This is a genomic window from Paenibacillus sp. plas6, assembly GCF_057221655.1.
In genome coordinates this window covers 3,910,453-3,936,722 of the sequence record NZ_CM170151.1, presented here as the reverse complement: position 1 = coordinate 3,936,722, position 26,270 = coordinate 3,910,453, and the positions used below count along the sequence as shown (strand labels likewise).

Sequence of the window (26,270 nt, the reverse complement as noted above, 5' to 3'; positions counted from 1 at the left end):
TTACAAGGTATGCACCGATTGTTTAAACATGCTTCCTCTTTGTTCATATGAAGAAAACATATCCCAGCTTGCGCATGCTGGCGAAAGCAAAACAATGTCTCCAGCTTGTGCCAGCGTTGCAGCTTGCTTCACTGCAGCGTCAAGCGTTTGTTCGGCACTAGCTCTAGGTTCGACGATCTGCACAGCTTCTAAACCTGCTAGCTTTGCCACATGTTCCAATTTTTTAGCAGTTTGCCCAAATGCAACAAGCGCTTTTACTCTATCCCGCAATATTGGAAGCAGCTCTTTGTAATCCGATCCTCGATCTAATCCACCTGCAATTAATACAATTGGAGCTGATAAAGAGCGAATAGTCATCGTTGTTGCAATCGAATTTGTTGCTTTTGAATCATTGTAATATTTAACTCCTTGATGCTCTCTAACGTATTCTAAGCGATGCTCAACACCACGAAATTGCTCTAATGGTGCAACCAGCTTAGCAGGCTCTGCACCAGCCATTAAACATGCTGCAATCGCTGCAATTGCGTTAGCGACATTATGACGTCCAGGAATACCGATATTTTTTACTGGCATTACGATTACTGCAGGTTCATTAGAAGACATACGATAGACGATATTACGAACTGCAGCCTCCTCAGCAGCATTAGGCAACGGTTCACCTTCTACAATTGGCTGAAAAGGTGGTTCCACATAGACGCCTTCAGTTAATCTCTCATATATTGAAAACGGAAAACTCCGTCCCTTGCAATTATTGATTAATCCTTTTGTTACTGGATCATCCCAATTTAAAACAGCAACATCATTTGCTTGCTGATTCTCTAATATTTTCGCCTTCGAGTCTATGTAATCCTGCATATCCCCATGATAATCAAGATGTGTCTCTGCAAGATTTAGAATTAAGGCAATACGTGGAGCGAAAGTAACTGTCCCTTTGAGCTGAAAACTACTTAACTCTGCAACAATCCACTGCTCCTCAGTAACTTCTCTTGCAATTTCACAAAGCGGCAAGCCTATATTGCCGCCAACAACAGGATTAAGACCAGCCGCTTGCAGCAGCTCACCAATTAATGTAGTGGTTGTCGTTTTTCCATTAGAGCCAGTTATTCCGATGATTGGCGCTTTACTTAGCCAGTAAGCAATTTCAACTTCAGTTACAACCTCAATTCCAAGCTCCTGTGCCGCGGCAACAGGCGGAGCAGTATAAGGGATACCTGGATTTTTTACAAGCAGTGCTGTATCCTCCTGTACCAGATCTTCAGGGTGATAGCCGCAAATAACGTTAATCCCTAATGCTTCAAGCTGTTCAGCTTCTGGAGACTGCTCACGCGGTTTTCGATCGTTGACACATACGTTTGCTCCGAGCTCATGAAACAACTTTGCTACACTAACTCCACTACGAGCCAATCCTAGCACAACAACCTTTTCATTTTTATACTGCGATGGATGCTTCATCATATAGACCTCACTTTTTACTGTAAGCCGAAACGGTCCTCGCTTTGCGAGAACCGTAGCAACGATTTTATAGTATAAATAATAGTCCGAGCACAGCAAACAATAAGCCTACTGCCCAGAACACCGAAACAACTTTCCATTCAGACCATCCAGACAATTCAAAATGATGGTGGATAGGACTCATTTTAAACACACGTTTTTTACGCAGCTTAAAGGATGTTACTTGAATAATGACAGAAAGCATTTCAAGAACGAACACACCGCCGATTACAATAAGGAGAAGCTCAGTTTTTGTCAAAATAGCGACCGCAGCTATACCGCCGCCAATCCCAAGCGAGCCCATATCTCCCATAAACACCTTAGCAGGATGCGCATTGTAAACTAAAAAACCTAGTACAGCACCAATCATTGCAGCAGAGAAAATCGCTGCATCATACTCAACTAGCTTTAAAGCAACAATTGTAAATGCGCCGAAGGCAATCGCGCTTGTACCAGCGAGCAATCCATCGACGCCGTCTGTAAAGTTAACAGAGTTACTAGCTGCAAACATAATGATGACAACAAACGGATAATAGAACCAACCTAAATCAATTCCTAGAGTTGTACCAGGAATAAGCAGCTCAGTACTATGTCCCATATTGTACAACTGCCAGCAAACAATAATTGAAAACAGCAATTGACCTAATAGCTTTTGTCTAGCTGTTAAGCCTAGCGATCGTTTAAACACAATTTTAATATAGTCATCGAGAAAGCCGATGATTCCGAAGCCAAGTGATGCAGTAAGCAGCACCCAAAATTCATCGCCCTTGCTTGCAAATTTAATAAAAGCAACAAGCATCGCCAACATAATAATGATACCGCCCATCGTCGGCGTGCCACTTTTTTTCAAATGACTTTGCGGGCCTTCTGTACGTATCTGCTGTCCAAATTTTAAGCGTCTTAACAGCGGTATGAACAATGGTCCGAGTAAAACTGATAGTATAAAAGATATTCCTAATGATAGTAAAATGACCATCATGTCCATACACTCACCCCTTTTCCAAAGCTTCGACAATCTGCTCCATCTTCATACCTCTTGAACCTTTTACAAGCACTAGATCATCAGCTTTAATCCGCGGCAATAGCCACGCAATTAATTCTTCTTTTGTAGTGAAATGTTGCAATTGCTCGCTGTCAGTAAAATGCATACTTGCCCCTTCAACAATATGTGCAGCAAGCTTACCATAAGCAATAACTGCATCAACCTTTGTTGAATCTGCATATTGCCCCATCTCACGATGAAACTGCACTTCGTCAGGTCCCAATTCCAGCATATCTCCCAATACTAGCCACTTTTTACGATAACCAGCCAAGCTTCCCAATAAGTCAATCGCGGCTCTTGTAGCAGTTGGATTAGCGTTATATGCATCATTTAGCACAATTGCACCATTATAGGCTTTGGTAGGAGCAATGCGCATGCCCGTTAATTGCATATCGGCAAAGCCTTGCTTTATCTTTGTTCCAGGTACACCAAACAATCTGGCAACTGCAATTGCTGCAAGGGCATTGCTAACATTATGACGACCTGAAATTCCGATATGTTGCTTTCCAACACTGCATGGCTCGCCCAAATAAGTAACGTCAAAGGTGCAGCCAAATGGGTCAATCTCAATATTTTGCGCTGACCATTCATTATGGCTTCCCAAACCGAAGGTTTTCCGTTCAATCGACTCAGAAATTGTCATTTTCGCCATTTCTTCGGCTAATAATGGCTCATCCCCATTATAGATAAATATGCCGTCATCATCTAAACCTTGCACGATTTCTAGCTTCGCTTGAGCAATTCCGCGTCTTGAGCCAAGTTGAAGCATATGCGCATCACCGATATTCGTAATTACTGCAACATCAGGCTGAGCAATTTTCGTTAGCAGCTCAATTTCGCCAAAGCCGCTCATCCCAAGCTCTACTACAGCTACATCTGTATCTTCTTCAAGTGCAAGTATTGTAAGCGGTAAGCCGATATGATTATTTAAATTTCCTTTTGTGCGACTAACCTTATAAGAAGTGCTCAGCAAAGCCGCCGTCATATCCTTTGTTGTCGTTTTACCATTACTACCTGTAATAGCAACAACTCTAGTGAATAACTCGCTTCGATAGTTCATCGCTAATTTTTGTAAGCTTGCTAAGGTATCTCGTACAAATAGGAAAGGAAAATTTGTTAAATCTTCAGGTACAGGCACACCTTTTTTCCATAGTGCCGCCTTTGCTCCATTTTCAATCGCTTGATGGATAAAGGCATGACCATCAAAGCGTTCCCCTACAAGCGGCACAAACAACTCGCCTTCTGCCATTCTAGAATCGGTCTTTACGCCTTTTATCACTAAATCCCTATGCTCCGATTTTAGAATTGCACCGCTCATATCTACGAGCTGTGCAACGGTTCTAGTAATCAATATCATTATCTCCTTTTTCCCGTTCTGCAGCTATGACATTATGTTGTCATAGCCCGAACAATATACTACATCGCAATGGCTTGCCAGTTCAATAGCTATTTTTAACAAATATAACAAATATGTAGATAGCTAATAAACATACTCACTTATTATAGCATGATGATATAGGTGTAAAAAGAGTAGCTTCTGGCAAGCCAGGTTAATTTTCCTTAATGTCTGTCTAATGATTATGGGCTTCACTTTCTGGTAAATCAGATTCATCGCCAAGATAAATTCGAATTGTAGAACCTCGTTCTACTCTTTCTCCAGCAGGGGGCGCCTGCTTAATAACTGTGTTGCCGCTTCCTGCACTTGTCAAGTTGAAGTTCATATTTAAGTCTTCATAGATTTCTGCAACAGTTTTGCCAATTAAATTGGGTACTGTAACAATTGGCGTCTCCCCATAACGATAAAGGCGATCAATTTGCCTCTCGCGCTTTGGAACTTCAAGAATTTGCAAGGCATCCTCCATAATGTTGCGCACAATTGGTGCCGCGACAACACCGCCAAATTGAATCCCTTCTGGATTATCAACAGCGACATAAATGACGATCTGCGGATCGTCTGCTGGAGCAAAGCCGATAAATGAAACAATATGCTCGGAAGTTGAATAGCGTCCATTTACGACCTTCTGTGCAGTTCCAGTTTTACCGCCTACACGATAACCATCAATAAATGCATTACGACCTGTTCCAAGCGCTACAACACTTTCTAGCGCCTCACGCACTTGCTTCGAAGTTGATTCAGAGATTACTTGGCGAACAACTGTTGGCTCATTCTCTTGTATCACTTCTCCGCTCTCACGATTAATCCACGCCTTAGTTACGTACGGCTTATACAGCGTCCCTCCATTCACGGCAGCCGACACAGCCGTAATCTGCTGAATTGGAGTAACTGAAACGCCTTGACCAAAGGCTGTTGTCGCTAATTCTACAGGCCCAACTTGACTTAATTTAAATAATATGCCGTTTTCCTCTCCGCCAATGTCTATTCCTGTTTTCTGACCAAAACCAAAGTTTCGTATATATTGGAATAATGTGTCTTTTCCTAATCGATTACCAAGCTCAACAAACCCTGGGTTACAGGAATTTTCAACTACCTCTAAAAATGTTTGACTGCCATGCCCGCCTCGCTTCCAGCAACGCAGCTTAGCTCCTCCGATTTCTACGGAGCCGCGATCGTAAAAACGTTCATTTTTCAAATCAACCTTTTTCTCCTCAAGTGCTGCAGCTAGAGTAATAATTTTGAAGGTAGAGCCCGGCTCGTAAGTCATCCAAATCGGCAAGTTACGATTGTAAATCTCTGGGTCGTAGTCTTGATAGTTGGCTGGATTATAGGTTGGTCTGCTTGCCATCCCTAATATTTCACCTGTATTTGGATTCATGGCAATGGCAATTACTGCATCAGCATTTAAGCCAATCATCGCCTGATCAAGCTCACGCTCAATCACCGTCTGAATATCTTTATCGATCGTTAATTGCAGCGTCAGCCCTTCATGCGGCTCAACATAGGTATCTGTTGAGTTAGGCATTTGTCGACCCGCTGCATCAGAGAGAAAGCTGACCATCCCTCCTGTACCTGTAAGCTTATCATTATGAGTCAGCTCTAACCCTGTTAAGCCTTGATTATCAATGCCTGTAAAACCGAGTAAATGAGCGGCGAGTTCATCATATGGATAATATCGCTTACTATCTTCAGCTACAACAATCCCCGGCAAGTTCAATGCTCTAATTTCCGCTGCAAGCTCGGTCGACATTTTTCTACCGCCAGGTCCAAGCTGAATAATCATTTGATTTTTAGATACTTTCTTTAAAATTTCTTCTTCTGTCATATTCAGAAGAGGCGCAAGTGTTTTTGCTGTTCCTTGTTTATCTTTTACTTGCACAGGAATCGCCCATACAGTTGGTGTACTTACATTGTAGGCTAGCCTTACACCATTTCGATCCCAAATTTCGCCGCGCTTAGCTACATAAGGAATGTTTCTCCGCCATGAATCTTCTGCCTTCTCTGAAAGCTCTGCCCCTTTTACAAGCTGAACGTAGCTTAAACGAACGATCAAACCAATAAAAGCGAAGATAGCGATTATCAATATTGCAAATAGTCGCCGTCTCACTGTAACATTGGAAACTTTCATCTCCATCCTCCTTACATTGAAGTTGCATGTCGAAGCGATACTCTTATTCTTCATGCCTATTCAATGCTCGGACAAGATAGAACTTGTACGTTACAAGCAAATGAGAAAGGAGAAGTGCTTTAGCGCAACATTCTCCTTATTTGTACTAGGACTATTCATTCGTTTCTTGTTTACTCTCGTCTTTATCAGCACCAGTGCTTGCAGCTTCTTCTTCGTTAGAGCTGGACTCGGCTGAATCGTCAGTCGCATTAGGATCAGTTGCCTCAAGCTCTTCATTTAGCAACTTTTCTAGTGTAGGAGAGGCTAACGTATATTCTGAGACTTCCATCGGCTTAAGCTTAATTTCCAGCACCCGTTTACCTTCCTCTTCTACTAGCTTTTGCTCGTAAACATAGCCGCTGCCTTCTACTTTCAGCTTCACTCCAAGCAGCGCTGTTATCTCTACAGCATCACGCAAGGAAGCACCTGTTAAATCCGGAACAACCAACTGCTCTTTCTTTTCTGTAATCAAATATATTTTTTGCGTAGGATGAACGAGTGAGCCTGCAGCAGGAATTTGCGTTTCAACAATGGTTCCTTCACCAACAAATTCGAACGCTAGTCCAGAAGCTTTTACTTTTTCTTTTGCAAGTGCCCCTTTCATTCCTGTTACATCAGGAGCTTCAATTAGCGCTACGACCTCGCTAGTATTTTCGCCTTCTTTTTTCTCTTGTGTTAAATAGCTTGGTGCGATATTAAGCTTACGCAAGCTTTTTAACATAATTTCACGGAATACAGGAGCAGCTACAGCTCCCCCGCCGGCTAACGAGTCATTCGGCTCGTCAATGATAACATAGACGATAAGCTGCGGATCCTCAACTGGCGCATATCCGATAAATGATACGACAAATCGATCAGTAGAGTAACCCGAACTTCCTCTAGTTACCTTCTGGGCTGTACCTGTTTTACCAGCTACACGATAGCCCTCAATATAAGCATTACGTCCAGTACCTATTTCACGGTCAGAAACAACCTGCTCCAAATATTCACTGGCTAACTTGGAGGTTTGCTCAGAAATAACGCGCCGAACAACTGTTGGCTCTGTCACCGTTGTTGTCTTTGTGACCGGATCAGTAATACTTTTAACAAGATGCGGCTTCATTAACAAACCGCCGTTAGCAACAGCCGCTACGGCTGCTACCTGCTGTATCGGTGTTACGAGCACGGCACCTTGACCAAAAGTCGCGGCTGCAACGTCACGCGGATATTGGAAACGAATTGTACCCGAGGATTCATTTGAAACCTCAATTCCTGTTTTTTGTCCAAAGCCAAAATTCGTTAAGTATTCTCTAAGCTTTTCTGCTCCAAGGCGCTCATAGCCTAATTTAACAAAAGCAACGTTACTTGATAACTTCAGCCCTTCAAGAAACGTAATTTTCCCCCAACCAACACGATTATGATCTCGAATTGGGTTCGGGTCATTGCCGACCATAATACTACCAGATTGATAGACTTCATCCGGGTCAAAAACTCCCTCTTCAATTGCCGCAGCTAAAGTTGCAATCTTAAAGGTGGAGCCTGGCTCATATAAGGAACCTACTGCATGATTGTACATAGATTCATATTTTGATTCCCAATATTCATTTGGATCGAAATCCGGATAATTAGCCATTGCTAATATTTCCATCGTATTTGGATTGGCAACAATCGCCGTCGCTGATTTGGGATTATATTTTTTGGCAACCGAGCGTAAAGCTTCTTCAGCGTATAGCTGAATGTCATTATCAAGCGTTAGCTGAATCGTCTGACCATCTTTAGGAGCAACATACTCCACATCACTGCCAACGATCTGCACACGCTTGCCGTCCTTTTTGTATGAAATATAACCGTCTTCTCCTTGCAAAATATCATCATACATCGATTCTAAGCCGATTTTATTTTCGCCATCCAGACTTATGTAGCCAATAATTTGCGAGGCCAGCTTATTACGTGGATATAATCGCTCAAACGTTTCAGTGATGTATATCCCTGTATCCGTTCCTTTCTTTTCGGCCTTTAATTCAGCCTTCAATTCGTCAATAAACTCTTTTAATTTGTCAGCAACTTCTTTTTCAATTTGCCAACCGCCTTTTCGCAACTCACGATTAGAATAGTAACTGCCATCTTCTCGCTTAAGATTAATTTGTTCGGAAATGTAATTCTTGTTTACATCCAATATCGTCGATAGCCCATCTGTAACTTTTTGTTCCAAGTCAAGGTTATGAATAAGTGTCGGGTTTATCGAGACATTGTAGGCGATCGCATCCATTGCAAGTACATTGCCATCGCGATCGGTAATTGTACCTCGTTTTGCAGGAAAAACTTCAGAGGTTGACCAACGCTTTTCTGCCATCGCGAGCCATTGTTCTCCGTTAACAATCTGTGTTTTATAGAGATGAACAATAAGAAAGACAAAAAGGAGGGTAATAAACCCTCCAAGCACTAATGTCCGTAATTTCATTCGTTTAATCATGCTTTCACTTCCTATTCAAGCTTGGCCATACCATCACTTACCGATGACTTTTTCACCACGATACCGTTATCTAAGCTGCTGGACATTCCGTTTTCTTGGGCAAATTTACGAATTCGCTCTGGGTTACTTAAGGTTTGGACCTCTCGCTGCAATTGTTCTTTTTCCAGCTGAAAGCTTTGAATTTCAGAATTCACTTGCTTTATTTGCAAGCTAATATCGTAGAGACGTGCATACTGAAAGATGATAAAACTAGCAACTACCGCAGCTATCAGTACAGTAAGTAAATATAACATTTTTTCCCCTACAGGAATAGTTTTTCTTTTTACTACTTTTTTTCTCGTTTCACGTATAACATAATCTTGCTGCTCTTTTCGTTTAGGATTCATTGCTAGATTCCCATAATGATATGCCACCAAAATTCCCCCCTACAGCTTTTCTGCAATTCTTAGCTTAGCCGATCTTGCACGAGGGTTCGCTTCTAATTCCGCGTTACTCGGTACGATTGGCTTTCGATTTACTAATTTTAATACTCCTTTATTTCCACAGACACACATTGGAAAGTCCGGAGGACAAGTACATTTTTCAACATATTGCGCAAAACTTTGCTTGCAAATGCGATCCTCTAATGAGTGGAAGGTAATAACTGAAATTCTTCCCTGAGGGGCAAGGCAGCGAATCGCTGCTTCAAGTGCTTCTTCCTCAGCTCCTAGCTCATCATTAACTGCGATACGCAACGCTTGAAAGGAGCGTTTAGCTGGATGACCACCAGTTCGTCTAGTAGCTGCAGGAATCGCATTTTTAATAATACCGGCTAATTGTCCAGTAGTTTCAATAGGTGATTGTTGTCGCTCTCTAATAATACTGCGAGCAATATTGCGAGCGAACTTTTCCTCACCATAGCGATCGAGTATGCGTGATATTTCGCGTTCATCCCATTCATTAACAATATGATAAGCTGTAAGCTCCTGTTCTCTGTCCATTCTCATATCAAGCGGTGCATCATGATTGTAGCTAAAACCGCGCTCTGCTTCATCAAGCTGCGGACTAGAAACGCCTAAGTCGAATAATATTCCATCAACCTGGGGAATACCATCCTTCATTGGAACATTACAGGTTGCCAATTGTTGTTGTAAATAACGAAAGTTACTGCGGACTAACGTTATTTTATCGAGATAAGGAGCAAGTTTAATTTTTGCATTATCTAAAGCCCAATCATCCTGATCAAAGGCAATTAATCTACCGCCTTCACCAAGGGCTGCAGCAATGCGGGCACTATGTCCTGCTCCACCTAGTGTACAATCCACATAAATACCGTTTGGTTTAATATTAAGACCTTCTACTGCTTCTTCTAACAAAACTGTTGTATGCGCAAACACTTACTTACATCCTCCGTTTTCCTCGTCTACTAGAAATTAAAATCGAATTCTACAAGCTTTTCAGCAATTTCATTAAAGGCTTGCTCAGACTGCTCATAATAGCCTTCCCAAGTTGATTTACTCCATACCTCCACACGATTGGATACTCCAAGTACCATACATTCTTTCTCTAGCTTAGCATACTCGCGCAAATGAGGCGGAATAGTGACTCGGCCTTGCTTATCAAGCTCACATTCAGTAGCACCTGAGAAGAAAAATCGTGTAAATGCACGCGCATCAGATTTCATAAGTGGCAGTGATTTTAGCTTTTGTTCTAATTGCGCCCATTCACTGGCAGGATAGACAAAGATACAGTTATCAAGTCCTCGGGTGGCAATAAAGGTAGAGCCTAATTGTTCGCGAAATTTTGCTGGGATAATCAATCTGCCTTTGTCATCGATAGAATGTTGATATTCTCCCATAAACATAATTTCGCTCCACCTCTCTCCCTCTTTGCTCCACTTCCCCCCACTTTTCACCACTCAAACACAATATTTCGCCACACACGAAAAAAATCCTGCTAAATTAGCAGGATTTTTAAAAAATAGTTCAAATTATTTATTTCCAGCTATCTAAATAGTCCTTTTGGCTCTGAGTCAAGGTATCTAGCCCCATTCCGATAGCTTCAAGCTTTAATTTTGCCACCTGTTGGTCGATTTCATAAGGCACGTTTACGACAACAGATCCTAACTTTTTATAATGATCATTTACATATTTCAAGCTTAACGCCTGTAATGCAAATGTCATATCCATTATTTCGGCAGGATGCCCATCTCCAGCAGCAAGGTTTACAAGGCGTCCTTCAGCTATTAAGTAGAATTTACGTCCGTCAGCTAGAGCATATTCTTCAATATTGCGGCGCACTGTACGCTTGCTAACGCTAATTTCAGCAAGATCGATTTTATTCACTTCAACATCAAAGTGACCTGCATTAGACAGAATCGCACCGTCCTTCATTACTTCATAATGTTCTTTTCGGATAACATCTCGATTACCTGTTACCGTTACAAATATATCTCCAAGTTTTGCTGCTTCAATCATCGGCATAACAGTAAAGCCATCCATATAAGCTTCAACTGCTTTAATAGGATCAATTTCGGTAACGATGACTTGAGCTCCTAGTCCTTTGGCACGCATCGCTACCCCTTTACCGCACCATCCATAACCAGCAACAACTACCGTTTTACCAGCAACGACAAGATTTGTTGTACGATTAAGTCCGTCGAACACAGATTGACCTGTTCCGTAGCGATTATCAAATAAATATTTACAATAAGCATCATTTACTGCTACCATTGGGAAGCTAAGCGTTCCTTCTTTCTCAAGCGCCTTTAATCGAATAATTCCTGTCGTTGTTTCTTCTGCACCGCCACGCAAATTAACTCCATATTCTTTACATTCGGAATGCAATAGAGTGACAAGATCTCCGCCATCGTCAATAATCAGATCAGGTCTTGATTCCAATGCCTTAATATTAGATGCTTTAAACTCTTCCATTGTCGGATTGTATTTTGCAAAAACCGTAATACCATCCTCCACTAAAGCTGCACATATATCGTCCTGAGTTGAGAGAGGATTGCTGCCTGTAATTGTTACTTCAGCGCCACCAGCTTGTACTACTTTAGCCAAATAAGCAGTTTTCGCCTCTAAGTGAAGAGAGATCGAAACCTTTAATCCTTTAAAAGGCTGCTCCTTTTCAAATTGCTTACGCACAGCATTTAGTACTGGCATGTGGCTGCTCGCCCAATCAATTTTTAAGTGTCCTTCCGGCGCTAATGATAAATCAGCGATCATACTATTTTCTTTCGCAGACATAAAAACCCTCCTAAAACTTTTTAGGTATATAGATAACGTTCCTTGCAACAAAAGTTACTACGAAAGTTAATCTATAACATTACAAATAAACAATTTCATGACCGCCTGTTCGAGAGAAAGGGGCATGAAGCAAAGCATCTAGCCATGCTAGATTATAACGATTCCAGTAAGAAATCATCGACAGCACTCGCTCTTGAGGTTTTCCGTTAGGTTTCAAACTAAGCTCTATACGATCAAATTGACGAATTGCAGCTTCAAATTGTTTCTGCTGAGCATCCATCGTTTTTGTTTCCATATACGTAATTTGCTCAACGATTTTCGCCATATTGGTATCACCAAGTTTCGTTAAGCCACTTTGAATGGAACCAGCCATTTGTAACAACGGCTCATACATTTTAATAAACTGTTTCTTTACTTCTGCAAAACGTTGCTCAATTCCTAGCTTATCTTGATCTTGCAGCCATTCTTTTTTACACTCCAGAAAACGATCCATCACATCAGCAAAGCTTAAGTTGTATTTATTCATATTTTTCGCAATTATTCCCTCGACTAACGTATAGGACATTCTAGGCATAATAATCGGCATTTCCATACCAAGCACTTTAAACGCCTTATGCGTTAACGCCCAATATGAAATTTCCCCAGGACCAAGCACTGTAGCTAAAACAGGGAAAACATAATCCTGCATCAACGGTCTAGTTAACACATTGTTGCTAAAGCGTGTTGGTTCCTGCTCTATCATCTGCAATAATTGCTCATAGCTCCAATGTTTTTGCCCTTTTCGATCTTGAAATTCACCATTTTCTTTATAAAGCAATACTCGATCATTGCCAAGCTCTTTGGCAAACAAAAATAAGTTGGAACTGTTTGCAGCAACATCTGCTTGCAGCGAGTATTCCATTTCTGTTAGTAAATCGGCAGCAGCTAAATATGCTTCTCCTAGCGCATCGTTGTGCTCTAATATTTGCTTAAACATCGGCTGTTCTTGCTCACGTAATGACGCAAAGTCCGAATCAATAAATAATAAGCCATATGAAGCGAACAATTGATGCATTATCGCAGCAAAGCATTCTGTTAACGAAGAACTTGCAAAGCAAATGTTTTTCAGCTCTTCAATTAAGCCTTCCTTAAATTCAGAACTTGGCAAATGCTCTGCTAGCTCATCAAGCACTTCTTGCCATTGTTTCTCTGATATAAAAGTACGGCTTACCGAAGTACGAGACTGATCAGGTTTTTGAATCGTTAACTTTTTCAAACTTTGATCGGTCGAAATAAGATAAGTATGATTAACCTCATCCCAATCATGGTCTTCACCGGCAATCCAAAATACAGGTACAATTGGACGACCAAGCTGCTCAGTAGCTTCAGCAGCAGCTTTAATGATCGTAACTGCCTTATGTACCACAAGCAACGGACCAGTCCATAACCCAGCCTGCTGTCCACCGATAACAACCTGTGCTCCTTGCTCAATATGTTGTAAATTCAATAATTGCTGTTCACTTAACTGGAATCGCTGATGATATTGACGCAGCACATTAGCTAGTTTTTGCGAAGATAAGCGTTTATCTGCTAATTGCTCTAGTCGAGCCGAACGAGTTACCCAATCTTCCTTATTTCCACTGTAGTAGCCATAGATGTTTTCAATGACTGACTGCTTTCCATTTATGTAATCCGCACTTAACTGTTGTGCGATCGGCAATACATATTTTTGACCTTCTACCACGATACCTACCTCCTGAATGTTGTGCTAGTTCCCTTTATAACGATACATGATTATCGCGGCAAAGTACACTTTATTTTTTAAAGTAGAAACAACAAAGTCTCTGCAGACACAGAGACATGTCAGAATAAAATTCAGTTAAACGGTAAATGCAAGCTTTAGCAATATATAAATATTTAAAATGATGTAGAGCAGTGCCATTATAAAAAAAGTAACACGCCATACAACTCGAATTATTCGTTTCCACGGAATTTCCTGAGTTTTTCGATATGCACTATTGCCCAATAACCCTGCTCCAATAATCATAACCAAAAAGATACCGTACAATGCAAATGAATTATTTAATAATTTGTTGAGTATAGCTGCTACATTTACAATAAAAAAGATGTTTGATACGTCCATCGCCAATCGTATCGCTTTCTTTTTATCTTTGCCAAATGCGTAAAAACCAAAAAAGACAATAACGAACGGTAAAATAGGAATGGTAGCAATCGCCGCAAATATATTTTTTAGTACCTCCATAAGCTCTGAACGCTCACTCCTTACTTAACAGGATGTAGTGCTTCGATCATATGTACGATGCTTTCATTTAACTTTGCGCTTAACTGGTGTTGCTTCGCAATTGCCGAAATTGCTCCATTAATATAAAGAACCTCTGTTTCTACTCCATTTAGCAAATCAGCTCTCATTGAGGATGTATTGCTGGCAGTTGCATGACAAAGTTCTACTATCTCATTAAAGGAACTTTTGGCAAGTGCCGGTTCTTCTATCATCAAAATCATTTTACTCTCATTAAATAGAGCTTCCATTAGCGTTAACCACTGTCTATTTTCAGGTAAATCGCCATTTTTCACATTAAACAAAGCAGTTAACGGATTAATAACGGCATTACTAATTAGTTTGCGAAAAACGTGCTCCCTGATGTTTTTCGACATAAACACACCAAATCCTGCCTTTTGCATGGCACTCTCGATATTTTTCTGATGTGTAGCGTCTCGATCGCGCTCAAGTTCATCTCCAATCCATGTTACACCTTGTCCTGTATGGGCGAGCGAACTGTCGTCTAAACGCTTTGATGCCTCACGCGTAACCGCAGTTAACAAAGGAAGACTGATATACTGGGATAATTTTTCGATATGCCCATATCCATTTTGCAACGCTACGACCGCATCATAATGGCTTTGTGAAGTTAGTGAGCGAAGTTTCGTTAACAGGGATTCATTGATATGCGTTTGCTTTACAGTGAGTAATAGATAAGTTTGCTTGTCCTCAGCTATACGCTGAGTATGTAAGGATGTTTCGCTTTCAGAGCTCATAGTAGCATGAGAAAAGTTATCTGTTAATATACTGCATGGGATACCGCATATAATCTGCTTTTCCCCTGTTGGTGAATAATAGGTTATGCCGCTTTCCATTATTCGCTTCGCTTTTTCCACAGTTCTTGTCCAAAGTCGTACACGAAATCCAGCAGCTTTCAATCTAGCTGCAAATAATAAGCCAATCGCGCCTGTACCAATTATTTCAAATTGCATGTTTATCCCCTATCTATTAATTAAACCTATTACTTGATTCTCTTATCAGCATACATGAACAACAAAAAAAGCGCTACCAGCAATGTGCAGCACTTTTTGTAATTAAAATCTATTCTATTCGTTCTAGATTACCGTTTGCATCCATCTTAAATTTTGGCTTGTTCTCTTCTTCTGTATTCAAAATTGCAAGGCGACGCGCACGATCCATAATTTGAATTAATGTTTTATAATCATCATTCACCGCTAGGTAATCTGATTGTACAGTATTAACCTCTTTTGTTAATCTTTCATTTTCTTGTTTCAGTTTTTGAATTTCCTCTTCTTTCTCTTTTAACGATTTCTCGAGCTGTCGCACTTGTCGAGAAAGATCTTGATACGTAGACTTCCAGTCCCTCAAATATCGTATAATTGAATCTAGTGATAATGGTTCGTCCTCTGTTTTTTTATCTTGATATTCATATGTCGACACAGATGAAACCTGCGGTAAAGATGCAGATTGTTTTTTCAAATAATTGCGTTTATGGCGTTGCTGCTTAGCAATTTGAATCGCTTCTTCATATTGCTTTCTAACGAAGCTATTCCAACGAAAACCGCAAGCAGCAGATGTGCGTCCTATACGTTCTCCTACCTCTTCAAAAGCTGAAAGCTGTGTGCTGCCTTCGCGAATATGGCGTAGTGTCACCTCCGCAAGCATAAGATCGTCATCAGGTGTCCAAGCATCCTGTCTAATAGCTGTCATGCTATAAACCCTCCTTAATTAATCACATATTCCTTTTAATTACGTCTAATATGGTCTTATTTATTTCTATGTCCTTAATAGAATTCATAGAATCAATTGGTTACTATTTTGTATAACCATTTTCAAAAAATCTCATACATAATCCCTTATATTTATGAACATACTATGAACAAGTTCACAATTATGACTAAATATGTTCACTTTTTCGTCATGGGCATAGTTTACACTTTAGGAAGCTAACGATATAATGAACATAGGAAATTGGGGCGTTCAACAAGAAAGGGGGTTGCTGCATGGCACGTATGTATCGCGTACTAGGCTTCTTTTGTCTAGTGATTGGTCTAATGGCTTTTGCCGGTCATATGTATGAATTTTCACTCTTATTCTTGGCTCAAGCAGCCGCATTCGTATTTCTAGGCTATCTAAAATTTTCTGAAAAAACTTACATAACGATGTTTTGGGGGTACATGATAGTCTCATTTGTTGGATTCACTTATTGGTCTGTCTTCAAAATGAGTTTACCTTACTAAACGACATTTACTTGCGTAAAATAGGTCGTACAAGCTATTCTTGTACGACCTATTTGTTGTTTTGTAAAGATATATTGCGACCACCTTCTGCATACAATGGAAACAAGGAGGGACGAGCGCTTTGAACATAATGAACAAACAGTTAAAGCTTGCTTTCTGCCTTATAACGATCCTCTCACTATTGCTTGTCAATTTTCCTATTTCTGCAGAAAACGCTCCACAGTATGCTTCTCCCCTCCTTTCAGAAGAGGACGAGGAACTTCAACGCATACTTCAATCGAGTCTTTCAATTGTTGAAATTGATAAAGAAATCGAGCGCATTCAACTTAAGGAGCAACAGTTGCAGCAACAGTTATTAGATACTGAGTTGCTGCTTTATGAGCAGGAAATGGCAATCGAGCAAAAACGCGTCGAAGCTGGTCAAGTATTGGTCGCTTACTATAAGGGAGAACGTAGCGGCATTTTTTTTAGTCTATTAAAGGTGGATTCATTTCAACAGTTAATGTTTGCTTTAGATATGATTAAATATATTTTCCGAAAAGATCGTCAAATACTTACTGCTTATAAGGAGCAGTATGAGGAATTACGTAATCTCTATGAACAATACGCAGAGGAACAAGAGAATTTACAGCAGATCGTACAGCAATTACAAGAACAACGTGAGCGAGTGTTAGCATTAGAGAAGCAAATCAATGAGGATCTAAGCAGCCGAAGCGATGCAGAGCGCGTCGAACTATTGATTAAACAGCTTACCTCCTACTGGCAAAACGAAGGAATTAAAGAGGTTAATAAATATTTTAATGCCCTTGCTGGGGCGATGAACCAGTTGCCGCAATGGTTGCAAAAGCATAAAGAATACATTAGCAACAAAGGATTTAATTACACCATTTCATTGCCTCAAGAAGCATTGAACGAGTATTTACGTCAGTACGATCCAATGTTCGAATTGTTTGAATTTCAATTTACTGAAGGATTTATCACTGCGAGAGGACAAAATGAGAAGTTATCAATAGAAATAACGGGACATTATGATGTCGTAAATGAGCCTACGAATTACATCGCCTTTACGATCGATGAACTGCTATTTAATGGATTCATTCTACCTGATACAACAAGCAACCAGCTTATGGAACAATTTGATTTAAACTTTTATCCAGGTAATATCTTAAAATTACTGCGCGCCTCCTCCGTAGAGGTCAGCGAAGAACTGCTTACAATCAAATTAAAGCTATCATTGTAAAACGGATTGATCTTCATTAATAGTTAAATAAAAATGTCGCAGCAAACGAAATGCTTAATTGATTAAAACATTTCGTTTGCTGCGACAATAAAGCCAGCTAATTTCGCAGCCATAACGTGAGCTTGTCTTGCAGCAGCTCTTTTGTTCGCCAATGCTGCTGCATCCTTTCATAATCCTCTACCCAATTACGATCCACTTGAAAAAGCTGCTTATTAATTAACTTTTCCTGAAATTTTTCCCCAAGCTCAGCTTGCACAACATTACTGCTTAATAATGCAGTAAACTTTCGGTGACTAAGCGTTCCATTAGGATGTGAACCATTGAGCATTTCCATCCATCGCATCGCTGCATCATTTTTTTCAGAACCAAATGTACTCGCACTTAGCATAAAGCTTTTACCATTCAGCCAAGGAAGCGGAGCAATCACTCCAGATAAATCATAGTATTCTGAGATAATGTCATTCTGCTCAAAATATTGACTAGCTGTTGTTAAATAAAATAAAGGCTGTTGCTCGGCTTTAGTTAAAGTCGGGCTAGATGTTGCAATATGCTCTGTATGGGTATCTATATAGTGCAAAAACTGTTGCTGCTGCTCATTAAAAGCAGTAAGCATCATATAGTCTTGCTCAGAACTTGACCATAATGATAACCAAGTTAACAAACTGCCAAAATCATCGGTTTCGACATTTAGTAACGGACCAGCAAAGTCAGTTATTTGCTCATAAAGCTCCGCCCAACGATTAAAGCTCAACTCAGTTATTAAATTGCGTGAATCTGATTCAATAGGCTGATTGCTAGATATATGACTTGATTCAGTTTTTGATAGATTTGTTAAGACGCTTACTTTGGACATAATGTCATTTGCCATTGCGTCAGCTGTTAACGTTTCTTCCTTATTTGATGCATCGGGATCTGTTGTTCTATCCATTTGTTGTTCTAACTCTCTAAATTCTTCAATATAAGTTTCAAACAAAGCCTCACCCTGCTTATGAATAAATATTAGGTAAGGATCGGTTTCATACGGAAGAGCCCATAAATAGCCATTCCACTTTAAAGCATCAACGATACTTGGCATTTGGTCGCTTAACACTTCATTGCTTATTAAGCGATCTACAGGTTGATATAATCCTTGAATAGCTAAAGGTACAACCCATTCATTAGGTACTAGTTGAATATCACCGAGCTTGCCTAATCTAGCAAGTCTTTCCCAATCTGAGTAACTAAGCTTCTTATCATAATAGTTAGTAATCTCTAATTCAAAATAAGGATATTGCTCCGCTACTTGTTCGGAAGCTTCTAGCAACTCCTGATACTCTTGCTCGTTTAGACTAACCGCTATTTCGAGCTTAATTGGAGGCTGGATCTGCGGCGTTGGCTCGATATTAACCGTTGGCTCATCTTTATACAATTCAGAAACATACGTCCAATTTATCGAACGCGATAAAAAAATAAACGCAACAGCTACTAGCAAAAGTAAACCAAACATTAATGGAATCGTTTTTCTAGTAAACACAGCCTGTCTCCTTTGCGAAGGGATATTCTTAGTATATCATATCTAGCGCTTACGTAAATCGCTTTCATTTTTTTGATTTTCCTAAAAAGTACAATGCTGTATTTTATACAAACTTAAATAAGCTTCGTCAGCATACAATTTCTGTACAATTGACGAAGCTTTAATTACCATCTTTGTTCAATGTCTCACTTTCAATGCAAAAACTTAACTCATTTACAGTAAATCTGCAGCTAATTGAGCTAGCTTAGAACGTTCTCCCTTTTCCAACGCTACATGACCGCTTAAGCTTTCATGCTTAAATCTTTCAACTAAGTACGTTAAACCATTGCTTAATGAATCTAAATACGGATGGTCGATTTGCTCAGGATCGCCCACTAATACGATTTTACTACCTTCCCCTACACGAGAGACAATCGTTTTAATTTCATGACTAGTTAAATTTTGCGCTTCATCAATGATAATGAACTGCCCTGGGATCGAACGACCGCGAATATAGGTCAGCGCTTCTACATGAATGCTGCCAAGACCCATTAAAATTTTCTCAATGTCACCAGACTTTTTTGTATCAAATAAAAATTCTAGATTGTCGTAGATTGGCTGCATCCACGGTCTTAATTTCTCATCCTTTTCCCCTGGCAAATAGCCAATATCTTTCCCCATTGGGACGACTGGTCGAGCGATTAGCAGCTTTTTATATTTATGCTCATCTTCCACCTTTAATAGCCCTGCTGCAAGAGCTAGTAATGTTTTTCCCGTCCCTGCCTTACCCGTTAATGTAACGAGCGGAATGTCATCGTTCATTAGCAATTCTAACGCCATACGTTGTTGTGCGTTGCGGGCAGTAATTCCCCAAATCGGCTCATTGCTTAAATAAAGCGGCTCTAATCTTGTACCCGCTCCATTTACTTTTAGTAACGCTGACTTTGTTGTCCCCATTTCATCCTTAAGTATAACGAATTCATGCGGATTCAAACGTTGCTTTAAGCCAAGATCGTTAATAATTAAATGGCGATAAGTATAAAACTCGTCAATAACAGCAGGATGAACATATATCGTAAAATAGCCAGCATAGCGCTCATCCTTATCTAAATTCGGATCAGAAAGGTAGTCACGCGCTTGTAGGCCCAATACATCAGCTTTAATTCGCATTAGCACATCTTTACTGACAAGTACAACCTGCTTTCGCTCCGCCTCTTGCAGTTGCTCCTGCTCTAACTGATAATTTAATGCTACAGCAATGATCCGATGATCATTCGTTACATCGCCAAATAACTGTTGTACGCGTGCCAAGTTGCGATGATTTAGCTCGACGCGAATCATTCCCCCGCTTGGCAGCTGAATCCCACTATGCAGATGCCCTCCTTCCTTTACCTTTTCCAAGAGACGAGAGACTGAACGAGCATTGCGGCCTAGTTCATCAGCTAGTCGCTTCTTAGAATCAATTTCCTCCAATACAATTGCAGGAATGACCACTTCGTCTTTAGGAAATGCGAATATTGCTTGCGGGTCATGCAGCAGCACATTGGTATCAAGAACTATAATTTGGCTCATAGAGCTCCCTCCCCATTTCGCATCATTGTACATAGAAAGAAGTAGCTAAGCGCACACTACATTTGAAAGTTATTCAATTTTGAGGTGAATGATATGAAAAAGGAACTTCTCATATTGTCAATATTGCTCGTAACGTTAGCTGGCTGTAACTCGCAGGCAACCCCACCTTCCGAAACTAATCACAATGGTATGAATATGCAGCAGGTTAAGCCGCAATCCACAGCAAATCATGATCATATTGCAGATAATGCTGATGACGTGAATAAAGTAAACAATCGTGAGGACACTGCAAGTTATCTTGAACATTTAGCAAAAGGAATTGATGGTGTTAATGACGCTCATGTCGTCTTAATTGGTAAAACAGCGGTTGTTGGAATTGATGTAGACCCTTCGCTCGAACGTTCCCGTGTCGGAACAATTAAATATTCTGTTGCTGAGGCATTAAGTAAGGATCCATATGGAGTAAATGCAATCGTAACTGCTGATCTTGATTTACGACAAAGAATTGCTGAAATTTCAGAAGATATTTCAGCGGGACGACCAGTGCAAGGTGTAATCGAAGAGTTATCTGATATTGTAGGCAGAATTGTACCGCAAATTCCAGCAGATTTAATGCCTGCAGCAAAAGAAAACACCATCGAGTCAAATAACTTAAAAAATAAAAATGATAACAAAGGTAAATATGCAAAACCAGAAGATATTATTAATGAGCATGAACAAAAAATAAAAGCTAAGTAAAAGCACAAAAAGCCTAGTTATCAATAACTAGGCTTTTAATCAACTAATCTGCAAGTAACTACCTTTACTACACTAACCATTTTATTGCCTCCTCACCTATATTAGGGACAAAAGATGCTTGATTAGTACAGTATATGATAGATAGGCTTTACTCATTCGTTTATTATGCTTTGCAGCAATTGCTTTGCTTCAGCAAGTGACTGTTCATCAGCTTCAACATACGGACTTACCCATTTCCCTTGTACTGTCGTAAAAGTAATATCGTCCAAATTAATGTTGTAGTATGTGGTCAACAAACGTTCAATTTCTTCACTCGGCATATCGGTGAACACATCTTCACTAATTTCATCAATTACATTGCCAATTTTTGCAATCCCGCCAAGCGACAACATTTTATCCAGCATTGCCTTAACGACAACTTGTTGACGAACGTTACGTTCAAAGTCACTTGAAGCGTTACGATTCTCTTTAGATTGACGGAAACGCACAAAATCAAGAGCTTTTTTGCCATCTAAGGTTTGCAATCCAGGATAAAGGTCGATATTCGTATTATCATGAGAATCCGTCCATTTCATCCTCATATCAACATCAACCTCAACTCCTCCAAGCACATCAATGACATCGCGGAAGCCTTGGAAGTTAACAGATACCGCATATTGAACTGGAATCTCGTAAAATTGTCCAAGCAAGTCCTTCATCGCAGTTTTTGCTTGACGCATCGCTTCTACTTTGTCAGCACCTTTTTTCTGAGCAGCGACATAATAATTTGCATAAAAAGCATTTGCTTTTCTTGTATGGCCATCGTACGTAATTTTCGTATCACGTGACATGCCGACAACTGCGCCTTTCTTCGTATTTGGATTGAGTGCAGCAACCATAATAACGTCTGTATTTAATCCGCCAGCTCCGCTACGTTGGTCAATACCAATTAAAGCAAACGTAACCGGCTTTTCTTTTACTGATTCGCTTACTGGTATACTAATTTTTTCTCCAATTTCGTTTACCGTATTAGCAATACTGATTTCGCCAATTGCACCCTTACCTTTAACAAATATGTAAGCACCAAAAGCGACTACCGCTAAAATGACAAAGATAACAATAAATAAGAGCACTTTTAAGAAGGGGTTCATTTTTTTCTTTTGCTTTTTATTTTTTCTTTTCCCCTTTGTTGCTACTCGGCTAGCTGTTACTTGCTGTTCAGGCATTTGATTAGCCATCCTCTCACCTTTCCTTCCTCAGTCAAACTGCTTAAGAAAAAACAGCACCGGTAATGGTTTACAGGTGCTGCTAATTCTTATCCTACATAATAGTTTAGTCAGCAGTCGAAGTTTTTTTCTTCCATTTATCATAGATTTGGCGAGCACGAAGCATTACCATCATAATAATTGCTACTCCCATACACTGAATAATCGGCAGCTTGTCAATTTGCAATATTAACAATATCCCGGAGCCAACTATCATCGTTAAATACATAAAAATAGCTTTGATCAGCGGTAATTTTACCTGCTGTGGTCGAAAAACATTTTGGAATATAAAAAATGTCATTCCAAGAATGAGAAGATACGAAACGAGCGGGTGATCGCTAAACCAAGCTTGCATTGCAACGCCTCCTCAACATCAAGAATTTGCTTGTGCCATTCTACGATGCTTCTCAGCACGTTCACGTTCACTTTTATTCAATACTTTTTTACGCAAACGTACAGATTTCGGTGTAATTTCGCAATACTCATCGTCATTCAAATATTCAAGTGCCTGTTCTAGTGAGAAGATAACAGGAGTTTTAAGTTTGACCGTTTCATCCTTTGTAGCAGAGCGAACGTTTGTTAATTGTTTTTCTTTACAAATATTCACGACAATGTCGTTGTCACGATTATGCTCACCAACGATCATACCCTCGTAGATTTCTGTTCCTGGCTCAACAAATAAGATGCCGCGATCCTCAACGCTCAGCATGCCATAGAACGTACTAACACCTGTCTCACTACTTACAAGCACACCTTGATGACGTCCACCAACGGTATTAGGCACATAAGGTCCATAGCTGTCAAATGCATGGTTCATTACACCATAGCCACGAGTTATTGTTAAAAACATCGTACGATAACCAATCAAACCGCGGGAAGGTATAATAAATTCCAAGCGAACTTGACCATTACCTTCATTGATCATGTTAACCATCTCAGCTTTACGAGTACCAAGAGATTCCATAACGGCACCCATACTTTCCTCTGGAACATCAATTAACAGACGCTCATATGGCTCACATTTTACTCCGTCGATTTCACGCACGATAACTTCTGGCTTAGAAACTTGAAGCTCATAGCCTTCACGACGCATATTTTCAATCAAAATACTTAGGTGTAATTCACCGCGACCAGAAACAATAAATGCATCTGGCGACTCTGTATCTTCGACACGAAGCGCCACATCTGTCTCAAGCTCCTTATAAAGACGTTCGCGCAACTTACGTGACGTTACCCATTTTCCTTCTCGACCAGCAAATGGAGAGTTATTTACTAGGAATGTCATTTGCAGTGTTGGCTCATCAATTTTTAATACTGGCAATGGCTCAGGATTTGCTGGATCAGCAACGGTTTCCCCAATATTAATTTCTTTAATACCGGCAATGGCAACAATATCCCCTGCCCCAGCCTGTTCGATCTCCAAACGTTTCAAGCCTTGGAAACCAAACAGTTTTTCAATTCTTGCTTGTCTAACAACGCCATCATGATTAATAACCGCTACAGGTTGTCCTTGCTTAATCATTCCGCGGTTTACACGACCGATTGCAATTCGACCTAAATATTCGTTGTAATCAAGCAATGTCACCAAAAACTGTAATGATTCTTCTGTGCTCTCTTTAGGAGACGGAATATGATCAATAATTGTTTCATATAAAGCTAACATATTTTCATCTTGTTTTTCTGGATCAAGACTTGAAGTTCCCATAAGTGCTGATGCATAAACAACTGGGAAGTCAAGCTGCTCATCATTCGCCCCTAGCTCAATGAATAAATCAAGCACTTCATCAATAACTTCAGTTGGACGTGCGTTAGGACGGTCGATTTTATTAACGACCACAATTGGAGTCAAATTTGACTCTAACGCTTTACGCAATACAAACTTCGTTTGCGGCATACAGCCTTCAAATGCGTCAACAACAAGCAATACGCCATCAACCATTTTCATTATACGCTCAACCTCACCACCGAAGTCGGCGTGTCCAGGTGTATCTACAATATTAATAAGATAATCTTTATAGGTAATTGCTGTATTTTTAGCAAGAATCGTAATACCGCGTTCACGCTCAATATCGTTGGAATCCATTGCGCGTTCTTGAATTGCTTCATGCTCTTTAAAGATACCTGATTGCTGTAAAAGTTTATCGACCAATGTAGTTTTACCATGGTCAACGTGCGCAATAATCGCAATATTACGTATTAATTGTCTGTCTTTCATTAAATGCTTCCACTCCATTTTTTATTTAATTTTATATTTACCAACGTCTGCGCGATCCGTACATCAAGTAAAGCCCTGCTAAAACGAGCAGCAAAGCCACCACATAAATGCCCCAGCCCCACAACGCGATTAATAACAAACACCCAAGTGACGCTCCTCCGAGACCAATTGCCAAATTTTTAACATAGCGCTGTCTCGGTGAACCAAATAAATGATACTCGAACAAACCTACTGCAATACCGAAAATAAACAGCGGCCACAAATAACGTAAGTTGTCCCATCCAATAATATTACATAACATAAACAACAGTGCATATACCACTAACAAACCTGCCAGAACTAATGTCGATGCTGGAAGAACTCTGCCGAAATATAGCACATGAATTAGTATACCAGGTATAAGTACAAGTATCGGCCAGAAAATCATACCTAGAAAGCTAAATAAACCCGCTTTTCCTAGCAGTATCAAAACACCAACAATCAACAACAAAATTCCAGCGGAATATTTGTTATTCATTCAGCATTCCGCTCCTTACATTATTTGTTCATACTTGACTTTATTAGTTTAACGGAATTAGTTGAAAAAAACTAGGCTTATAATAAGGTTTTACATAAAAAAACATATTCCCAATTCATAAACAATTAGGAATATGCTTTAGTAACCATTATTTTATTACGTGCAGCTTCACTAATGCTGCTGCTATAACAAGCGGGATGCATAGTAAAGGAATGAATTCAAAAGTATGCGGAAATTTGTATAAAATTATCGATTGCAGTCCTTCGTCTTTTACCAACATTTCTCCAGCAGCATATGCTAAACAGGCAGCCCCAGCATAGCTAAGAAAGAAAAATCGCCTTAGCAGTTGCTCAAGCAGCTTACTTCCCCAAATAATCATAGGAATGCTAACGATAATTCCGAGCATAATAAGTACAAGATCCCCTTTGGCAATAGCAGCAAGAGCAAGCACATTATCAAGGCTCATAACAAAATCTGCAACGACGATGGTCCAAATAGCGCCAATAAAAGTTTTTGCCTTTGCATCTGGCAACTTATGGTCTGCACCCTGTGTATCGATAAACAGCTTAACAGCAATATAAAGCAGAAGTATACCGCCAATTGCTTGTAAATATGGAATGCTTAACAGTGGCAACGCTATGACAACCAGTAAGCATCTCAGTACAACAGCAACAAGCGTTCCCCACCACATTGCTGCATTACGTTGTGCTGCAGGAAGTTTGTTACTGGCCATAGCAATAATGATCGCATTATCACCACTGAGCAGTAAATTGATTAACATAATTTCTAAAAATATAAGCAAACTATCCAATTCATATCCCTCCTTAACTTTTCATTGTGAAATGAAAAGTTCGATGGACAACCACCTCTATTAGAGGTATGTACTTGGAAGTTGAAATATGAACTGATTTAAAAATTTCACTTCACGTATGGCACAATTTGGTGTAAGCTTC

At 40.0% G+C, this 26,270-nt stretch carries 23 protein-coding genes; 3 read left to right on the top strand and 20 right to left on the bottom strand.

Annotated features, from left to right (window positions below; genetic code table 11):
* The 13 genes from murD to AC2TDL_RS17275 all read right to left on the bottom strand — a co-directional run bounded on the left by murD (position 1) and on the right by AC2TDL_RS17275 (position 15,769).
* The gene (gene murD, locus AC2TDL_RS17335; RefSeq protein WP_484701258.1) at positions 1-1,452 is read right to left on the bottom strand and encodes a UDP-N-acetylmuramoyl-L-alanine--D-glutamate ligase; all 1,452 of its coding nucleotides are present in this window, start codon (positions 1,450-1,452) and stop codon (positions 1-3) included.
* A gap of 67 nt (positions 1,453-1,519) precedes the next feature.
* Positions 1,520-2,476 (bottom strand): phospho-N-acetylmuramoyl-pentapeptide-transferase, encoded by a 957-nt coding sequence (mraY, locus tag AC2TDL_RS17330; RefSeq protein ID WP_484697304.1) that lies wholly within the window; start codon positions 2,474-2,476, stop codon positions 1,520-1,522.
* Between the two features lie 4 nt (positions 2,477-2,480).
* Positions 2,481-3,890, bottom strand: a complete 1,410-nt coding sequence (locus tag AC2TDL_RS17325) for a UDP-N-acetylmuramoyl-tripeptide--D-alanyl-D-alanine ligase (RefSeq protein ID WP_484697303.1) — start codon at positions 3,888-3,890, stop codon at positions 2,481-2,483.
* Between the two features lie 214 nt (positions 3,891-4,104).
* Entirely contained in the window at positions 4,105-6,057 is a 1,953-nt protein-coding gene (locus AC2TDL_RS17320; protein WP_484697302.1) for a stage V sporulation protein D, read from the bottom strand.
* Between the two features lie 151 nt (positions 6,058-6,208).
* Positions 6,209-8,548: a penicillin-binding transpeptidase domain-containing protein gene (locus AC2TDL_RS17315; RefSeq protein ID WP_484697301.1), complete on the bottom strand. Its 2,340-nt coding sequence runs from the start codon at positions 8,546-8,548 to the stop codon at positions 6,209-6,211.
* 11 nt (positions 8,549-8,559) lie between these two features.
* Positions 8,560-8,961: a cell division protein FtsL gene (ftsL, locus tag AC2TDL_RS17310; protein ID WP_484697300.1), complete on the bottom strand. Its 402-nt coding sequence runs from the start codon at positions 8,959-8,961 to the stop codon at positions 8,560-8,562.
* A 12-nt stretch (positions 8,962-8,973) separates the two neighbouring features.
* Positions 8,974-9,924: a 16S rRNA (cytosine(1402)-N(4))-methyltransferase RsmH gene (rsmH, locus tag AC2TDL_RS17305; RefSeq protein WP_484697299.1), complete on the bottom strand. Its 951-nt coding sequence runs from the start codon at positions 9,922-9,924 to the stop codon at positions 8,974-8,976.
* A gap of 29 nt (positions 9,925-9,953) precedes the next feature.
* Positions 9,954-10,391 carry a division/cell wall cluster transcriptional repressor MraZ gene (gene mraZ / locus AC2TDL_RS17300; RefSeq protein WP_484697298.1) on the bottom strand — a complete coding sequence of 146 codons (438 nt, stop codon included), beginning with the start codon at positions 10,389-10,391 and terminating at the stop codon, positions 9,954-9,956.
* A gap of 130 nt (positions 10,392-10,521) precedes the next feature.
* Positions 10,522-11,778: an adenosylhomocysteinase gene (locus tag AC2TDL_RS17295; protein WP_484697297.1), complete on the bottom strand. Its 1,257-nt coding sequence runs from the start codon at positions 11,776-11,778 to the stop codon at positions 10,522-10,524.
* A gap of 79 nt (positions 11,779-11,857) precedes the next feature.
* Positions 11,858-13,501, bottom strand: coding sequence for a bacillithiol biosynthesis cysteine-adding enzyme BshC (gene bshC, locus AC2TDL_RS17290; protein ID WP_484697296.1), 1,644 nt, complete (start codon positions 13,499-13,501; stop codon positions 11,858-11,860).
* 135 nt (positions 13,502-13,636) lie between these two features.
* Positions 13,637-14,020, bottom strand: a complete 384-nt coding sequence (locus AC2TDL_RS17285; RefSeq protein WP_484697295.1) for a DUF3397 domain-containing protein — start codon at positions 14,018-14,020, stop codon at positions 13,637-13,639.
* Between the two features lie 20 nt (positions 14,021-14,040).
* The gene (locus AC2TDL_RS17280) at positions 14,041-15,030 is read right to left on the bottom strand and encodes a ketopantoate reductase family protein (RefSeq protein ID WP_484697294.1); all 990 of its coding nucleotides are present in this window, start codon (positions 15,028-15,030) and stop codon (positions 14,041-14,043) included.
* A gap of 109 nt (positions 15,031-15,139) precedes the next feature.
* Positions 15,140-15,769 (bottom strand): RsfA family transcriptional regulator, encoded by a 630-nt coding sequence (locus tag AC2TDL_RS17275; RefSeq protein WP_484697293.1) that lies wholly within the window; start codon positions 15,767-15,769, stop codon positions 15,140-15,142.
* Positions 15,770-16,062: 293 nt separating this feature from the next.
* Here AC2TDL_RS17275 and AC2TDL_RS17270 point away from each other — a divergent pair, with 293 nt between their 5' ends.
* Both AC2TDL_RS17270 and AC2TDL_RS17265 read left to right on the top strand, forming a co-directional pair.
* Positions 16,063-16,299, top strand: a complete 237-nt coding sequence (locus tag AC2TDL_RS17270; protein WP_484697292.1) for a DUF2626 domain-containing protein — start codon at positions 16,063-16,065, stop codon at positions 16,297-16,299.
* A gap of 121 nt (positions 16,300-16,420) precedes the next feature.
* Complete coding sequence (locus tag AC2TDL_RS17265; protein ID WP_484697291.1) at positions 16,421-17,539, top strand: hypothetical protein; 1,119 nt, start codon at positions 16,421-16,423, stop codon at positions 17,537-17,539.
* A gap of 97 nt (positions 17,540-17,636) precedes the next feature.
* Here the strand turns inward: AC2TDL_RS17265 and AC2TDL_RS17260 are convergent, their stop codons facing one another.
* Together AC2TDL_RS17260 and AC2TDL_RS17255 are read right to left on the bottom strand one after the other, a co-directional pair.
* A complete protein-coding gene (locus AC2TDL_RS17260; protein WP_484697290.1) occupies positions 17,637-19,052 on the bottom strand; it encodes a type 2 periplasmic-binding domain-containing protein in 1,416 nt (471 codons plus the stop codon).
* Positions 19,053-19,265: 213 nt separating this feature from the next.
* Positions 19,266-20,603: a PhoH family protein gene (locus AC2TDL_RS17255; protein ID WP_484697289.1), complete on the bottom strand. Its 1,338-nt coding sequence runs from the start codon at positions 20,601-20,603 to the stop codon at positions 19,266-19,268.
* A gap of 93 nt (positions 20,604-20,696) precedes the next feature.
* On the opposite strand from AC2TDL_RS17255, the gene AC2TDL_RS17250 reads away from it, so the two are divergent.
* The gene (locus tag AC2TDL_RS17250) at positions 20,697-21,341 is read left to right on the top strand and encodes a YhcN/YlaJ family sporulation lipoprotein (RefSeq protein WP_484697288.1); all 645 of its coding nucleotides are present in this window, start codon (positions 20,697-20,699) and stop codon (positions 21,339-21,341) included.
* A gap of 152 nt (positions 21,342-21,493) precedes the next feature.
* Here the strand turns inward: AC2TDL_RS17250 and AC2TDL_RS17245 are convergent, their stop codons facing one another.
* From AC2TDL_RS17245 to AC2TDL_RS17225, 5 genes are all read right to left on the bottom strand, one after another.
* A complete protein-coding gene (locus AC2TDL_RS17245; protein WP_484697287.1) occupies positions 21,494-22,558 on the bottom strand; it encodes an LCP family protein in 1,065 nt (354 codons plus the stop codon).
* Positions 22,559-22,652: 94 nt separating this feature from the next.
* Complete coding sequence (locus tag AC2TDL_RS17240; RefSeq protein WP_484697286.1) at positions 22,653-22,940, bottom strand: YlaH-like family protein; 288 nt, start codon at positions 22,938-22,940, stop codon at positions 22,653-22,655.
* Positions 22,941-22,958: 18 nt separating this feature from the next.
* Positions 22,959-24,800, bottom strand: coding sequence for a translational GTPase TypA (typA, locus tag AC2TDL_RS17235; protein ID WP_484697285.1), 1,842 nt, complete (start codon positions 24,798-24,800; stop codon positions 22,959-22,961).
* A gap of 37 nt (positions 24,801-24,837) precedes the next feature.
* Positions 24,838-25,317 (bottom strand): hypothetical protein, encoded by a 480-nt coding sequence (locus AC2TDL_RS17230; RefSeq protein WP_484697284.1) that lies wholly within the window; start codon positions 25,315-25,317, stop codon positions 24,838-24,840.
* A gap of 148 nt (positions 25,318-25,465) precedes the next feature.
* Complete coding sequence (locus tag AC2TDL_RS17225) at positions 25,466-26,128, bottom strand: YjbE family putative metal transport protein (protein ID WP_484697283.1); 663 nt, start codon at positions 26,126-26,128, stop codon at positions 25,466-25,468.
* Between the last annotated feature and the right edge of the window lie 142 nt (positions 26,129-26,270).

Excerpts from the sequence above, each read along its gene's own strand:
- mraZ (WP_484697298.1), bottom strand. The coding sequence starts at position 10,391 with ATGTTTATGGGAGAATATCAACATTCTATCGATGACAAAGGCAGATTG.
- AC2TDL_RS17275 (WP_484697293.1), bottom strand. The coding sequence starts at position 15,769 with ATGACAGCTATTAGACAGGATGCTTGGACACCTGATGACGATCTTATG.
- AC2TDL_RS17285 (WP_484697295.1), bottom strand. The coding sequence starts at position 14,020 with ATGGAGGTACTAAAAAATATATTTGCGGCGATTGCTACCATTCCTATT.
- AC2TDL_RS17270 (WP_484697292.1), top strand. The coding sequence starts at position 16,063 with ATGGCACGTATGTATCGCGTACTAGGCTTCTTTTGTCTAGTGATTGGT.
- AC2TDL_RS17295 (WP_484697297.1), bottom strand. The coding sequence starts at position 11,778 with ATGTCTGCGAAAGAAAATAGTATGATCGCTGATTTATCATTAGCGCCG.
- AC2TDL_RS17230 (WP_484697284.1), bottom strand. The coding sequence starts at position 25,317 with ATGAATAACAAATATTCCGCTGGAATTTTGTTGTTGATTGTTGGTGTT.
- AC2TDL_RS17245 (WP_484697287.1), bottom strand. The coding sequence starts at position 22,558 with ATGGCTAATCAAATGCCTGAACAGCAAGTAACAGCTAGCCGAGTAGCA.
- AC2TDL_RS17325 (WP_484697303.1), bottom strand. The coding sequence starts at position 3,890 with ATGATATTGATTACTAGAACCGTTGCACAGCTCGTAGATATGAGCGGT.
- AC2TDL_RS17315 (WP_484697301.1), bottom strand. The coding sequence starts at position 8,548 with ATGATTAAACGAATGAAATTACGGACATTAGTGCTTGGAGGGTTTATT.
- AC2TDL_RS17240 (WP_484697286.1), bottom strand. The coding sequence starts at position 22,940 with ATGCAAGCTTGGTTTAGCGATCACCCGCTCGTTTCGTATCTTCTCATT.
- mraY (WP_484697304.1), bottom strand. The coding sequence starts at position 2,476 with ATGGACATGATGGTCATTTTACTATCATTAGGAATATCTTTTATACTA.
- murD (WP_484701258.1), bottom strand. The coding sequence starts at position 1,452 with ATGAAGCATCCATCGCAGTATAAAAATGAAAAGGTTGTTGTGCTAGGA.
- typA (WP_484697285.1), bottom strand. The coding sequence starts at position 24,800 with ATGAAAGACAGACAATTAATACGTAATATTGCGATTATTGCGCACGTT.
- AC2TDL_RS17320 (WP_484697302.1), bottom strand. The coding sequence starts at position 6,057 with ATGAAAGTTTCCAATGTTACAGTGAGACGGCGACTATTTGCAATATTG.
- AC2TDL_RS17280 (WP_484697294.1), bottom strand. The coding sequence starts at position 15,030 with ATGCAATTTGAAATAATTGGTACAGGCGCGATTGGCTTATTATTTGCA.
- AC2TDL_RS17255 (WP_484697289.1), bottom strand. The coding sequence starts at position 20,603 with ATGAGCCAAATTATAGTTCTTGATACCAATGTGCTGCTGCATGACCCG.
- AC2TDL_RS17250 (WP_484697288.1), top strand. The coding sequence starts at position 20,697 with ATGAAAAAGGAACTTCTCATATTGTCAATATTGCTCGTAACGTTAGCT.